The 14065-nt window shown below is 56.0% G+C and carries 15 protein-coding genes and 2 pseudogenes; 3 read left to right on the forward strand and 14 right to left on the reverse strand.

Going from position 1 to position 14065, the window contains the following annotated elements:
* Nucleotides 1-66: 66 nt before the first annotated feature.
* From ACR0L9_RS10155 to ACR0L9_RS10175, 5 genes are all read right to left on the reverse strand, one after another.
* Nucleotides 67-1056 (reverse strand): nuclear transport factor 2 family protein, encoded by a 990-nt coding sequence (locus tag ACR0L9_RS10155; RefSeq protein WP_480562170.1) that lies wholly within the window; start codon nucleotides 1054-1056, stop codon nucleotides 67-69.
* A 178-nt stretch (nucleotides 1057-1234) separates the two neighbouring features.
* A complete protein-coding gene (locus ACR0L9_RS10160) occupies nucleotides 1235-2116 on the reverse strand; it encodes a carbohydrate ABC transporter permease (protein WP_170394093.1) in 882 nt (293 codons plus the stop codon).
* A gap of 1 nt (nucleotide 2117) precedes the next feature.
* Nucleotides 2118-3146, reverse strand: a complete 1029-nt coding sequence (locus tag ACR0L9_RS10165; protein ID WP_170394095.1) for a carbohydrate ABC transporter permease — start codon at nucleotides 3144-3146, stop codon at nucleotides 2118-2120.
* Between the two features lie 63 nt (nucleotides 3147-3209).
* The gene (locus ACR0L9_RS10170; RefSeq protein ID WP_170394097.1) at nucleotides 3210-4436 is read right to left on the reverse strand and encodes an extracellular solute-binding protein; all 1227 of its coding nucleotides are present in this window, start codon (nucleotides 4434-4436) and stop codon (nucleotides 3210-3212) included.
* A gap of 85 nt (nucleotides 4437-4521) precedes the next feature.
* Nucleotides 4522-5571 (reverse strand): ABC transporter ATP-binding protein, encoded by a 1050-nt coding sequence (locus ACR0L9_RS10175; RefSeq protein WP_170394099.1) that lies wholly within the window; start codon nucleotides 5569-5571, stop codon nucleotides 4522-4524.
* A 157-nt stretch (nucleotides 5572-5728) separates the two neighbouring features.
* On the opposite strand from ACR0L9_RS10175, the gene ACR0L9_RS10180 reads away from it, so the two are divergent.
* Nucleotides 5729-6727, forward strand: a complete 999-nt coding sequence (locus tag ACR0L9_RS10180; RefSeq protein WP_480537155.1) for an ester cyclase — start codon at nucleotides 5729-5731, stop codon at nucleotides 6725-6727.
* Here ACR0L9_RS10180 and ACR0L9_RS10185 read toward each other — a convergent pair.
* On the reverse strand, nucleotides 6724-7614 hold the full coding sequence (locus ACR0L9_RS10185) for an SMP-30/gluconolactonase/LRE family protein (RefSeq protein WP_170407048.1): 891 nt from the start codon (nucleotides 7612-7614) through the stop codon (nucleotides 6724-6726). The two genes, ACR0L9_RS10180 and ACR0L9_RS10185, sit on opposite strands and share 4 nt — an antisense overlap.
* A gap of 200 nt (nucleotides 7615-7814) precedes the next feature.
* Here ACR0L9_RS10185 and ACR0L9_RS10190 point away from each other — a divergent pair, with 200 nt between their 5' ends.
* Entirely contained in the window at nucleotides 7815-8576 is a 762-nt protein-coding gene (locus tag ACR0L9_RS10190; RefSeq protein ID WP_480895560.1) for an HpcH/HpaI aldolase family protein, read from the forward strand.
* A gap of 693 nt (nucleotides 8577-9269) precedes the next feature.
* Nucleotides 9270-9599, forward strand: a pseudogene (locus tag ACR0L9_RS10195) (transposase).
* Between the two features lie 568 nt (nucleotides 9600-10167).
* Here ACR0L9_RS10195 and ACR0L9_RS10200 read toward each other — a convergent pair.
* The 8 genes and pseudogenes from ACR0L9_RS10200 to ACR0L9_RS10235 form a co-directional block, all read right to left on the reverse strand.
* The gene (locus tag ACR0L9_RS10200; RefSeq protein WP_480895561.1) at nucleotides 10168-10788 is read right to left on the reverse strand and encodes a transmembrane anchor protein; all 621 of its coding nucleotides are present in this window, start codon (nucleotides 10786-10788) and stop codon (nucleotides 10168-10170) included.
* A 16-nt stretch (nucleotides 10789-10804) separates the two neighbouring features.
* The gene (locus ACR0L9_RS10205; protein ID WP_480895562.1) at nucleotides 10805-11533 is read right to left on the reverse strand and encodes a HupE/UreJ family protein; all 729 of its coding nucleotides are present in this window, start codon (nucleotides 11531-11533) and stop codon (nucleotides 10805-10807) included.
* A 59-nt stretch (nucleotides 11534-11592) separates the two neighbouring features.
* Nucleotides 11593-11832 carry a hypothetical protein gene (locus ACR0L9_RS10210; protein ID WP_170818278.1) on the reverse strand — a complete coding sequence of 80 codons (240 nt, stop codon included), beginning with the start codon at nucleotides 11830-11832 and terminating at the stop codon, nucleotides 11593-11595.
* 293 nt (nucleotides 11833-12125) lie between these two features.
* Nucleotides 12126-12545 (reverse strand): oligopeptide/dipeptide ABC transporter ATP-binding protein, encoded by a 420-nt coding sequence (locus tag ACR0L9_RS10215; protein WP_480895563.1) that lies wholly within the window; start codon nucleotides 12543-12545, stop codon nucleotides 12126-12128.
* Between the two features lie 9 nt (nucleotides 12546-12554).
* Nucleotides 12555-13040 (reverse strand): annotated as a pseudogene (locus ACR0L9_RS10220) (ATP-binding cassette domain-containing protein).
* A complete protein-coding gene (locus ACR0L9_RS10225) occupies nucleotides 13016-13375 on the reverse strand; it encodes an oligopeptide/dipeptide ABC transporter ATP-binding protein (protein WP_480586060.1) in 360 nt (119 codons plus the stop codon). The pseudogene ACR0L9_RS10220 and the gene ACR0L9_RS10225 overlap by 25 nt, the downstream one beginning before the upstream one ends.
* Nucleotides 13376-13849, reverse strand: coding sequence for an ABC transporter ATP-binding protein (locus ACR0L9_RS10230; RefSeq protein ID WP_480586063.1), 474 nt, complete (start codon nucleotides 13847-13849; stop codon nucleotides 13376-13378). It abuts the gene before it with no gap.
* Entirely contained in the window at nucleotides 13846-14064 is a 219-nt protein-coding gene (locus ACR0L9_RS10235; protein WP_480586066.1) for a hypothetical protein, read from the reverse strand. The genes ACR0L9_RS10230 and ACR0L9_RS10235 overlap by 4 nt, the downstream gene beginning before the upstream one ends.
* Between the last annotated feature and the right edge of the window lies 1 nt (nucleotide 14065).

The following is a 14065-nucleotide window of genomic DNA, read 5'->3' on the forward strand; positions in this document are numbered from 1 at the left end:
GAAAATCCCTCGGCATCCGGTTGAGCGCCGGGTGGCGGCCAACGGCGTTATGTCTTGCAGAGCTGCTCATGCGGCTTGCTCGGCGATGTCGGCAAAAAGGTCATATCCCAGCTGCAACAACACATGCGGGATGTCGACGAAAACCCAGTTTTCGACCAACAGATCGTCCTCTCGACGCCACCAGTCGCAGACCCGCATGAAGACGCGTTTTCCGCTTGCGGGCTGGTCGAGGAAGGGTTTCACCTGGACACCAGTCAAGGAAGGCCAGCCACCCGAGCATACGTAATTGCCTTCGCCGAAGCGGGTGAAATGCGCAGTCATGCCATTTCCCGCACTACCTCCGGACCAACCTTCGAAGGTGGCCTCGAAAGGCACCTGGAAGCTTGCAAAACTCTCGAGCCCGACGAAAGAACCGAAGGCGCCGGGGCCGTACCAGACCATGTTGTCATGCCAGAACGGGCGCCAGGCCTCGTTCTTGGTGGCAAGCTTGGCCAGCATTTCTGTGACCATACAATAGCTCTTGGCCCCCTCGACTGGGTCTTGCGGCGTGGTCAAGATGCCATCATGGCTTGCTGGACCCTGAATCATCCCGGTGAAGCCACGGGTCTTGCCCGGGCTATCGGTGATCGGCCATTGCCCTGCAGCCAGCATCAGTTCTGGGATATCGAAGAAGATATAGCTCTCCACCGCCTTGCCATCCTGCATGCGGTGGAACTCGCCGAAGCGCAGATAGGCAAGCTCACCTGTGGCGCGGATACCAAGCCAGTCGCGCGAGAACCGACCGACGAAATAGCCGGTGGCGCTGATCCAGCCCTGTCCTTCAAATACACCGGCCATGACGATATCATCGCGCCGAAAAAGCCCATCGAAGGAGGCTGCGAGCGGGGCGATGACGTGATCGTGCAGCCCGAGGCCACCCGCGACCTCGTTGAAAGGATGCACCACGTTGACATGTGCACCGGGGGCGAAGAATCCCTCATAGGCTGGCCGGAAATTGCCTGGATGGCGTTGCGCGGCGATGAAATTCAGAAAGGGTTTACGGTCGAGGCGTTCCATTAACTTTGTCTCTATAGGATCTGTTCAAGGCGTCTGCGGAGAAACGCCCCGCAAGGCCCTGCGCGCATCAAAGCAAAAGGAATTCGCCCTGGTCGCCTTGCCCGGCACGCAGCCATATTCAGGCTGGCTGCGTGCGCATGGGCAAATACGGACTGAGGATGCGTGCGTCCCATCAGCGTCAGCCTTTCACAGCCCCGGCGGTCAAACCGCCCACAATCTGACGCTGGAAGAACATCACCAAGATGAACAGCGGAACCGTCGCAGAAACCACGGCCGCAACGGCGAACATTACGTTGCCCTCGGTTTGCGTTGTACCAAGGAACGCGGCGATGGCTGGAACCATTGTGCGGTTGCTTTCTGACAACAGCATCGCCCCAACGGCAAAGTCGTTATAGGCCAGAAGAAACGAGAACAGCCCCGTGGTGATCACACCCGGCCACATCACCGGAATGATCACGCGGCGGAAGGCCTGAAACTGGTTGCAGCCGTCGACCTTTGCGCTTTCGTCAAGCTCGCTGGGGATGTTCTTGAAGAAGGCGTGTAGCATCCACAGGGTGAACGGCTGGTTGATCGCGACAAGTACGATGATTGTCGTCGGCAGTATCCCCCAGATATTCCATTCAAAGAAGGGTAACAAATAACCCGAAACCAACGTGATCGGCGGCATTGCGCGGAAGATCAGCGCCGTGATCAAAAGCCAGAATGTGTAGTTATAGCTCGACCGCGAAAGCGCGTAGCCCCCCAGCGTTCCGATGGTCAGCGAGATGGCGACCACAAAGACGCAAACGATCCCCGTGTTCAGAACATTCCGCCAAAATTCTTCCTGAATCCAGGCCCCTTCGTAACCGGTGGTGGTAAAGGGTGAGCCATAAACTGCCTCGGTCCGCGCGCCGGTTAGAGCGTTCGTCCAATCGGCGATCGAGAAGAAATCCAGCTCTACCTTGAACGACCCCCAAACCGTCCAGAGGAACGGGAAAGCGGCCAGGATGAACCAAAGGATCACAAAAAGCGACGAAGCAATCCGAAGGCTTTTGGGCATTCTTTGCGCACGACTGGCCATGTTATCTTGCTCCTTTGAAGTCACGCCAGGTGCGGACAAGCACGGGCGACAACAGAATGGCGACCCCGATAATCGTGATCACAGACGTAGCGGCCGCAGAGGACAGCTGTCGCGTTTCACCGCCGAGGTCGTTGAAGATGAAAGTGCTGAGCGATTGCGCATGGGCACCGGCGCTGAAGCCAATAATCGGTTCAAACACCTTGAAATTATCCATCAACTGGATCAGCGCAACAAACGTAACCAGTGGCATGAGATGGGGAACAACCACGAATTTGACCTGTTGCCAGCGGGTTGCCCCATCGATCTGGGCCGCCTCGATCTGATCTTTGGGCAAAGTTTGCAAACCGGCATAGAACACCACGAAGGCAAAGGGGGCCGAACTCCAGACGCCATAAACCATCAGCGCCACCCACATCAGCCCGGTCGAAGCCTTTAGACTGAAATCCGGATCTCCGGCCAAGTTTACAAGGGCATTGCCGATGACGCCACGACTGTCAATCATCCAAAACAGAATGAGCGAGCCGATCAGCGGTGTCACAATCATGGGCAAGAGCGAGAAGAAGATCATCAAACCCTTGAGGTGCCGGTGCAGTGAGTTGACCGCCAGCGCAATCACCAGCCCCAGAATGATCGTGAGGGGTGTCACAATGAATGTGAAGGTCAGCGTAAAGGCCATGGCCCGATAGAAGGGCAAGTTTCCGACCTCTGAGAAAAGGTCACCCCACGTGTCACTCGCCGCCCAGATTTCGCCAACCTCCTGTATCGCCAGGTGGCCGCGATCAAAGTAGATATCCAGCCCGACAAACCTGCCCAATGGTTGTTCGGCACGAAGCGCTGCGGTGGCTTCCTGATCGATGGTGGTCTCGGTTGTGCACCCGACAAGCGGAGTACAGTTTTCGACTTCCACCAGAACCGCCGGGTGTGGGGCATAAATGGATTGGATCACCACCGAGACGATGGGCATTGCAATGAACAGCAGCATTGCAAGTCCTGTGGGCAGGAAAAACCAAAGGAATGTCTTATGGCGCATGTCGCAATTCCCGTGTCGGCTTGATTGGGCGGGTGCCCAAATTGGGCACCCGCGAGGGGCGTTTTACTGTAGGAAGCCCTGTTCGATTGCCGCGGCGCGATAGGCGGCCTCGACATCGGCCAGCGCCTGTTCAGCGCTTTCCTTGCCCTGCATGAAATCGGCAAGTTCATTGCCGAGTGCACTGTGCATCAAACCCATGTAGGGCAGCATCGGATAAGGAGTCGTGCCCATTTTGGCAGCGTCAAATACACCCTGCGCGTCGTCTGCAGGTTCGTACCCTTCGATCAACCAGACTGCCAGCGGCGTGGTTTCATCGTTCAACATTTCGGGGCGGACGCCATGCGTCATCGCGACAAAAGTCGCCTCAGCCTCTTCATCCGAGATGTTCTTGCCGACGGTCCATCCATCCCACCAAAGGGTCGAGGCCGGAGTCGTGCCGCCACCCACGGTCAGCGGCGCTGCAATGGCATGGCCATCGATTACTTCCTGCAAGACACCTTCGGTTGTGGTCTGCTGTGACGCCCGTGACCCCCACATATTCATGATCGCCACATTGCCCGCGCGGTATTCCGCGTTGGTGGCATTGGAATCATGGGTCAGAAAGTCGGGGTTCATATACTCGGACAAAGCCTTCATCATGTTCAGCGCTTTGACACCGGCCTCGGTATTGACGTTGGGCTCTGCGCTGCCGGGCTTGAAATGAGTACCTCCATAGCCAAGGAACATGTTGTTGAATTCCTGCGCCAGATTCCATCCCGCAGCATAAGCACCGCCAACCGGGTTTTGCATTATGCCCTGCGCGCGAATGGCTTCGGCCGCTTCGAGCAGTTCTTCATACGTGGTCGGCACTTCGACGCCTGCCTGTTCCAGAACGTCCTTGCGGTACATCAGGTGCTGAGCGTTCGCCATGAAGGCGATGGCCATGATGTCATCGCCGATCTTGATTAACTGTCCCGGCTGCAGGTTCTGACCATGTTTTTCGACCAGGTCATTGAGCGGTCGGATAACGTCTTCATTCATCAACGCCACAATCGAGCTGTTGGCGATGATGGCTGAGGTGTATTCCGACGGATTGCCCGACAGACCGGCCACGTTGATGGTTTGGTGTTCGGATGTCAGGTTGGATTCAACAGATGCGCCCGTGCATTCCTTTGCGGCAGCGGCCACAGCCTGAATGGCGGCAAATTCGTTGCCGACGATGTTGACCCGATCCGTGATCTCGCAGGCATAACCCGCGCTCGCAGCAAAGGCGGTCAGTGACCCGGCCAATGCGATTTTCTTTAGAAACATTTTTGATTCCTCCCTAGGTGATTGGGTGCATCTTCGAAGCCTGCACCCGAGATTGTCCCGTCATTGCGGGATTGGTTTTCGTCTCTCAGATCTCAAGGCGCGCGCCGGTTTGCGCATCGAATAGGTGGCAGTGATCGGTATGGATATGAATCGACACCTGATCGTCGATTTCTGCACGATAGGTTTTGTCGGCCTTGACCGAGACCAGCGCTCCGCCGATCCGAACCGAGACCATGGTGCTGTCGCCCAGCAATTCCTGCGTATAGATGGGCGCGTTAATCTCGCCCCCGCTTTCTACGACATTGGCGTCCTCGGCGCGGAAACCCAAAGTTATTGGGCCATCCGGAGCATTCAGACCATGCACTTCGGTATTCTGCGCGCGGAACACACCGCCCTGAACATCGCCATCAACCAGGTTCATCGCCGGGTTGCCGATAAAGCTGGCGACAAACGTGTTCGCAGGCTCGTCGTAGATCGCCGTCGGAGAGCCAACCTGCTGGACAACACCCTGCTTCATGATCACCACGCGATCGGCCAGTGTCATCGCCTCGATCTGGTCATGTGTCACATAAATCGTAGTCACCGCCAGTTCATGGCTAAGGTTCTTGATCTGCGCGCGAGTCGAAACGCGCAGTTTTGCGTCAAGGTTGGACAACGGCTCATCCATCAGGAACACGTTGGGCTCGCGTACAATCGCACGCGCCAGAGCCACCCGTTGACGTTGCCCACCTGACAGTTCTGCCGGCTTACGATGCAGAAAGTCGTCCAACTCTACCATCGCCGACGCACGGCGCACTTTTTCGTCATGGGTGGAAGCGTCGATGCCACGTACCCTCAGCGGGAAACGAATGTTCTCGTAGACATTCATGTTCGGATACAATGCGTAAGACTGGAACACCATCGCGACGTCGCGGTCTTTTGGCTCCATATCGTTGACGCGGGTACCGTCGATCAGAATATCACCCTCGCTTGCGTCTTCCAAACCTGCGATCATGCGCATCGTCGTGGTCTTGCCACAACCCGACGGGCCGAGAAGCACCAGAAATTCCTTGTCGGATATTGTCAGGTCGAAATTGTCCACTCCAACAAACGAACCCCAACGTTTTCCAACATTGCGCAGTTGAATCTCGGCCATACTGTCCTCCCAGTTGCACCTGAGTGCATACGTTTGCAAAAGCATAGACATCCAAAGGAACATCTGGCAAGTATTTTTTGCAAGCGAATGCAAAAGCGCCCGCAATCTTGCTAAAGACTGACGCTTCCCTCCGGGCAAAGCATTGAAAGTAAAAGATATGTCTTACGAAGCTGAGAAAGAAATCGTCCTGAACTTCTACAAAGCTCTGAGCGATGCAGAGGAATCAGCCCACTCTGATGTGATCGCTGAGTATTGCGCCGAGGACCTCCTGTGGCGCGGCTTTCACCCGTTCAACGAGCTGCGTGGCGCTAGCAACGTGGCGCAAAAATTCTGGCAGCCGCTGAATCACAGCCTAACTAACTTGCAGCGTCGGATGGACGTGTTCATGGCTGGTCAAAATGAAATCGACGGGTTCAATTCAGTCTGGGTTGTTTCGATGGGCCATCTCATGGGGCTGTTCGACAAGGACTGGCTGGGCATTGCGCCAACCGGAAAAATGGCCTTGCTGCGCTATTGCGAGTTCAACAGGATTGAGCACGGTAAGATTGTCGAAACCGCGATGTATTTCGACATCCCGCATTTCATGATTCAGGCCGGGTTGCAGCCCTTCCCGCCGCAGACCGCCGCACAACTTGTCCAGCCCGGGCCCATGACCCATGACGGCCTGATGTTCACGCCTCAACCCGCCGAAGACGGCCAAAAGACATTGGCCGCTATCAACGCGATGATCTCCGATCTTGGGCGGTGGGACAGCGGGCTCAGCCTTGAAGATGAGTTGCGCCGCACATGGTGCGAAGACATGATCTGGTGGGGGCCATCCGGTATCGGTGCGACCTACACAATCGAACGTTACGCCAAACAACACGCTGGCCCGTTCCGTGCTGGGTTTGCCGACCGGTCAAAAACCAACCATATCTGCCGCATGGCCGAGGGCCACTATGGCGGCTTTTTTGGCTGGCCGAACTTTACCGCCCGACCAACCGGCGGGTTCATGGGGATGCCTGCCACTGACAAAGCCGGTGAGTTCCGGGTGATAGACATTTATCGTCGCAAAGGTGATAAACTGGCCGAGAACTGGATTTTCATCGATCTGCTTCATTTCTGGAAGCAACAAGGTGTCGATATTCTGGACCGCATGACCCACGGTGGTTCTTAGATCATAGGCAGGCCAATCATTTTGGTCGGAATACGGTAAACGGACGTGCTGGCAGTGATGTACAGCATGCTGAACTCGGCTCCACCAAAGCAGAAGTTGGTAGATTTCTGCGGCGTCAGAATGACACCAAGGCAGTGCGCTTGGGCATCAAACAGATGTACACCGCCGGGACCATTGCACAAAATCTGGCCGTCGCGGGTGCACTTCATACCGTCCGGTACCCCTGCCCCATCGCCAACAACATCGGCCCAGACCACCCCACCGGTCAGTGAGCCATCAGCGGCGACATCAAAGACGCGGATATGGCCACCCCAACTGTCATTGACAAACAGCCTTGTTTCGTCAGCTGACAAACACAACCCGTTGGGTTGCTGAAAATCATCCGCGACAAGGTGTAACGTGCCGTCGGGATCCAGCCGGAACACGCCTTGCACCGGCAGTTCTTGCTCTCTCAGAATGCCAAGATCCTCTCGGATACGACCAAAACTGGGATCAGTGAACCAAATCCGACCGTGCGAGTCGCAGATAACATCGTTGGGGCTGTTTAGTTCTTTGCCATCAAAATGCGTGGCGATCGAAGTAACCCGCTTGCCGCCGTGATCATGGCGTACCAAATGCGAACTGGCGTGCTCGCAAGAGATCACTGCCCCGCTTTTGTCGAAGCAATTTCCGTTCGCTTGGTTGGATGGGGTGCGAAAAACGCGAACTCCTTCACCCTCGCTCCACTTGTATTGATGGCTCTCCTGAATGTCCGAGAATACTAGCCAATGCTCTTCGGGGTGCCATATTGGCCCTTCGGTAAACCCCAGACCGCTAGCGATTTCTTCTAGTTGAGCGTCAGGGTGCACCAGATCTGTGAAGCATTTGGAACGGATATCGAATACCATGTGAACACCTTTTCAGAGTTGCGCCTGCCAACACTACCGGCAAGCCTCGACAAGAACAGCGTTTCGGGTGAAAACGCAATAACGACTGTTCGATAGTCTGGCCCTGCCAACTTCAATGCTCTACGCTATGGCCGATGTTTCCAAACCGCTTGGCTGCCAATTGCCATGTGCCGCCCAAACAAAACCTTCAGGACTTTCCCATGAATTTCAAACAACGCATGCTTTCTGGCGAGCCTCTCGTCGGAACGTTTCTCAAGACACCAGCCCATGAACTGGTCGAGATAATTGCCAAGTCAAAACTGGACTTCTTGTGCCTGGATGCGGAACACGCACCCTTTGACCGGGGTCGGTTGGATGTTTGCCTCGCCGTCGCCCGGGCTCTGGGGTTGCCGACGTTGGTGCGGGTGCCGACTGGGTCTGCGGACGAAATTCTCAAGGCGCTCGACAGTGGCGCGACAGGTATTGTTGTGCCGCATGTTGACAGCGCCGAAAAGGCCCGTCGCATTGCGCGCGAGGGTCGTTTTGGCCATGGAGGTCGCGGCTATGCCGGATCAACCCGGTGGGCAGGGTTTGCGACTCGATCCATGGCTGATGTCCTCAAGCAAAGCGAAGAAGAGACAATTATCATTGCCCAAATCGAAGAACCAGAAGGCGTCGCAGAAGTCGATGATATCGCCGGGACCGAGGGCATCGACGGGATTTTTGTAGGGCCTGCGGATCTTGCGGTGTGCTACGGCGTGACTGATCAGTCCGACCCAAAGGTTCTTGATGCAATGCGACGCTCGGGCGATGCAACCAAAGCACATGGCAAGACGCTGATGACCTTTGCAGCCAGCGCAGAAGCAGGGGTCAAGCTGCGCGACTATGGGGTGACCATGATCTTCGTCGCTTCAGAACACGCCTTCATGCTTCGCGCTGCAAACGCGGAAGCGGAGAACTTCCATGGCACCGCGAGGACGTGAAACGCACAGGGCTTTTTAGTGGAAAGGGCCATGGGATCAAAATATCCGCGGGCTGGTAAATGCTGCGACGACAGTACTTTCTTTGCTAGAAATGCGATGCGCGATGGCGGGTTTTTCGCTTCGCTGATTAGCCGTGTCCTGTCGGTTTCTCTCCAGTCTGCCGTACACGCCTTGATCAGGTAAAAATCGCGAAATGGGATAGGTTTAACAGTAACAGTCGAGATCGGAGACTGCACGGCGTTGGCCCGAGAGCAGTTCGTCTAGCAGTTCACCAGTCACCGTCGCATATCCTAAACCGCACACGTTAATCCCCATAGATGTCCAGAGACCAGAGGTAAGAGTTTGCAAACGCGGCAGACCATCTGCCGCATCCGCAATGTAGCCGTTCCAGCACTATTTGATCGGCGATTCCGCCAGTAGCAGGAAAAACTCGACCACCTTGCGCCGAACTGGTTCTTAGGGTTTATGATCGTCTGTTTGACGCAGAGGTTCGCGGCGGCCGGATAGGAAACGCTCGTCCGCCTCAAGCCGGAAACTGTTGACCAGTTTTTCGAGATCCTCCGCAGATTTGCCACCAGCGCAACGCCATTAAGAAAAGGCGGTCGACGAATTCACTAAAGAAGAGACCAACGCCCGGCTTCATTGATTAAGATCGCACTGCATGCTTCACGGCATCGATAACGGAACTTTGAAATGCGTGATCTTTTCAGGCTGGCTGGCGGGCAGATCGCACGTCTAAGTCCTTCTTGCCGAACTCGCTTGGAAAGCCCCGGGTCGACGATAGGTGTGTATTTAACGGAATAATTTTCTTCAATCACAATGGCTTGCGCTGGTGTGGCGCTCCTGTCGCTTATGGCCCGTGCAGGACTCTCAACAGCCGACGGAAGCGCCGTTACAAACGGCAAAACCGCAACGAGATCATGTCCGACAGACTCAAGAGTTGGAGACGCGTGGCGACGCGCTTTGACCGATGTCCAAAGGTCTTGCTCGCAGCCGGCGCTCGCGGAAACCGTCATCTATTAGTATGGTATCATGAAGCTAATAAGGCTTGGGTATCGACTGCTTATGTAGGGTTAATCTGTAAAAATTCGCGTAGAAGAAGACTTCGAAATTTGATGGGAATTCGAAGTACATCACTCACCAAGACAGCTGCGCGTATCATAGAATTGAAGGAAAGTGATTGCGCCAGCCTGTTTCGAACGGATTGGGATTCTCCCCTTCGATTGGAATTCGCTTTCGACCGCTCATTTCAAGATCGGGGACAGTAACTGGTAGCATTTGTGTGGGGATACTTAGGCTTGGAAAACAAATCCTCGCCGCCGGAATTCTCGGCCAGCCTAAACCTACACATTCTAAGCGAATATCGGTTCCTCACAGTCGGCTAGACGCAGGCATCGCCGCTCCTGTATCCTATGTGTCAGCGGTTTGGGATTCCTTGAAGGAGAACAAGAAAGCGCCACGGATGTTCAAACCCAACCGAAGCTTTCAGGAATGAAATTAAGCAACTGAGATAGAGTAATTTCACGCAACGGGTCGTGAGCCAAATGATCTGTGGAACGCCCCGTTTCAGACGAAACGGGGCGTTAAGATATCAATAGGTGCGCTTGATGTCGCTGTAGGCACCGCGCAGCTTCACGGTGATCGTGATGTCCTGCTTATCACGGTTGCGCCAGAACCAGCCGTGATTGCCGGTGAATGCGGCAACCAATGTTCCCTTTGCACCGGTTTTGCCACGGCCTTTCTCATAGCTGATGGAATCGTCAGCGTTGTCGCCATGGAGTTCAAAATTTGCCTGGCCGCCTTCGGCAACCCAATCAAATTCAGTCACAGCACCTTCATCCATGACCAGCTTCCACTCGATTCCTTCTCCAGGGGTCAGAGTGAACGAGAATTCATCCGCCCAGGGCTCGGCACTTTGCTGCGCATAGGCGGCGCCCACAAAGGCGCCAAAGATATCCTTAAACAAGCTGGATTGATCTTCTGGTGCCTGCTGCGCGTCCCGAGCGGCCTCTTCGGCCAGATCGGTCTTGATCTCTCCCATCTCGGTCAGACCAAGAACACTGCCGATCCGAGTGGGATCAATGCCATATTCTGCGGGCAGAACCACGGTCACCAGCAAAACCACAGCGGCCACGGCCGCAATGATAGTGGACTTGATCAACTGGGCCGAGCTAGGCAGTTCTTCGGGGCTTGGTTTTTCAGAATTGTACATGTGTATCTCCGTTTATTCAGGCTGAGACGAACAGGCCGGTCAGCTGATATCCCATCAGCACGAAACCAGCCGCCATCATCGCGACGTTGACGCCATAGGCGTGTTTCCAGAAGAATTTGGATTTGCGCCAAAACCCCATGAAGATCAGGATCAGGGCAAGGGCTATGAACTGGCCGATTTCGACGCCGACGTTGAAGGCCAGCAAGTTGGGCAACAGCCCGTCTTCGGGCATATCATAGTCCAAAATCTTGGCTGCGAGACCAAGGCCGTGGAAAAAGCCGAAGATCAGCGTGGCCCATTTGGTATTGGGCTGATGGCCGAACCAACGCTGATACGCTCCCAGATTGTCCAGCGCCTTGTAGACGACAGACAAACCGATGATGGCATCAATAATGTAAGCATTGACGTTCCAGCCGTAGTAGACGCCAAGCAGCATGGTCGTGGAATGGCCCACGGCAAAGATGCTGACATAGGTGGCGACATGTTTGGCCCGGTACAGGAAAAACACGACCCCTAACAGAAACAGGATATGGTCATATCCCGTCACCATGTGCTTGGCACCCAGATAGGCGAAGGGGATCAGTTTGACGCCCCAGATCTGTTGAATATAGCCGGCATCGCCAGCCGTGACGTTATGGGCTGCGGCATAAGACGCGCTGTAGGCGAGCGCCGCAAAGACAAGGGCTGCCAGCGTCAGGGATTGGCGCATAGCCTCCCCTAACCGGCCCCTTTGGACGGTTTGCATGAGATATTTCTCCGCTATGTTGTGTGATTGATCGTCAAACCCCGCAAAAGCGGGTTCGGTCACACGCGCGGAGGTCGGTCAAGCCTATATATGGGGTCAGGTTTGTCCAGAAACGGTTCCAGCGCATCAGGCAACCTAAATCTGTCGACCGATTCCGCCTCGGCAACCAGGAACAGGATCGCCGAGCTGTGATCATGATCGACCGCATCGTGACTATGGCCATGCAGCGCCCAGTAATTGTCCAGTGCTTCGCCATGGGAATGGCCGTGATCACCCATTATCTGGCTGCGTTCTGACACGCTAAGCAAATAGTTGGCAGAGTGTGTGAAAGACGGGGCCACTGACCAGGCAAATACGCATAGAACCATCATCGCGATAAACGCGTGTCTGATCCAATCAGCCAGTTGTCTGCCCGACACAATCTGCATAACTGTTCCTGCCCGCGACGGTTTTCCGTCCGTTTTTCTTCATGCGCTATCGTAATCACTTAGCGTCAATAATCGTTGTCTCGCAACCCTGGATATCATTGTCAGCGGGAAGTCTCCGATCTGCCGAAAAGGCCTAAAGATCTCCTTCTCGACAGATCAGGACTTCAATTTGCGTGTTCTCGCGGTGCAGCCGAACCAGGAAAATAGCACGCAACTGCGTGTTCATTGTGTTGACCTGTGAGAATTGGCCCTTTTTGCCGGCATATGTCTTGCGCCCGCTGACAGCGCGTCTGGAAACGGCATCCGGGTGGCCGGTCCATTGGGCTGGGCGGGTCACCGTGTAGTACGATGCGCTGCCTGGTTGCCTCAATACGCGGGTCGGGAGACGGGACAGCAGACAAAAGCGCTTGGGTATAAGGATGTTGTGCATCGTTAAACAGGTTCTCGGTTGAACCTTTCTCCATCACGCGACCCAGATACATCACTGTCATGTCGCTACACATTTCCCGCACCACCGCCAAGTCGTGCGAGATCATCAGTACCGTCAGGCCGAGTTCCTGCTGCAGGGTTACGAACAGCTTCACGATCTGCGCCTAAGTCGAGACATCCAGCGCTGAAAGCGGTTCGTCACAGATCAGAATTTCGGGCTCTAGCATCAGGGCGCGAGCAATCGCGACACGCTGCCGTTGCCCGCCGGCCAGAGACCGTGGCAGACGCTCACCCGCCGTTTCAGGCAGCCCCACCAGATGCATCAGTCGGGCGATGCGCTGTTGACGATCCTTGCGACCGAACCTGTGGATCGAGAGGAGTTCCTCAAGCGACTGATAAACCGTCTGGCGACGGCTGAGCGCACCCTGCGGGTTCTAGAACACGAACTGCATCTGTTTTGCCAGCGCCTTGCGGTCGCGCATCCCGTCGGCCAGATCCTGCCCCAGAAAGCGCACCGAACCCGATTTGGCCGGTTGCAGCCCGACCATGGCTCGCGCCAATGTGGTCTTGCCGCAGCCGGATTCGCCAACGATGGCGCGAAAAGCACCGCACGCGACGATCAGATCTACGCCATCCACCGCACGCACCATCCGGTCGGGGCCGCTGCCGGGGAATGAACCTTCAAGTCGTGAACCTCGATTGCGTTTTGCGTCTCCATCTCAGGCCCTTTCCAGTTCCGCCTGCGCCGCGTGGCAGGCTGTGACATGAGTGCCGTCCAAGGCACCGGGATGAGCGCCGGGCGTTGGGTGGCGCAGACCGGGAGCATGCGCGAACAGCGCGTATCGAACGGGCAACCGGTGCGCAGCCGCGACTGATCACGGGGCGATCCGGGGATGCCCTCGGGTACTTCGTTGCTGTTGGCCCGCAGATCGGGGACCGAGGCCAGCAACCCCTGCGTATAGGGGTGCACCGGTGCGGTTAGCACCTACGCAACCGTGCTGCTTTCCACCACCCGACCCGCATAGAGCACCGCCACGCGGTCGGCGACCGAAGCGACCACGCCGATATTATGGGTGATCAGCACCACCGCGATATCTTCCTGTTGCTGGATATCCTTGATCAGTTCCAGAATCTGCGCCTGCACGGTGGCGTCCAGTGCCGTTTTCGGCTCATCCGCGATCAGCACGCGCGGATTGCCCGCCAGCGCCCGGTCGGAGCGGTTCAGCAGCGATCGCCCGCCGCACACAGCACTGCCGCGAATATCGACTGATACGCCTTCGGGCAGAAGGCCCAACGGGCCCAACGTCATCACCGTTTTGCCCGATCCGCTTTCGCCGACAATTGCCAGAATCTCACCCGGCATCACCGACAGCGAGGCGGTATCGACCGCCCGGACCGAGACTTGCTCAGTATAAAGATCGATCACAAGATCCTCGATTTGAAAAACGGGTTGGGTCATGCTTTGACCTCCTTGGCCTGAATCTCGGCCTCGTCGCCGAGGCGTTCCCGTTTTAGCTTACGCAAACGGCGCGGGTTCAGCGCGCGCGGCACTTTTTGCAACGCGAAATGTTCACCCAGCAGGTTGAAGCTGACCACCACCATGGTCAGGGCAAGACCGGGCGCGATGACGAGGCGGGGATATTCCTCAAGATAGCTCATGCCGTCGACCAACATC

Source organism: Ruegeria sp. I3 (assembly GCF_056532525.1).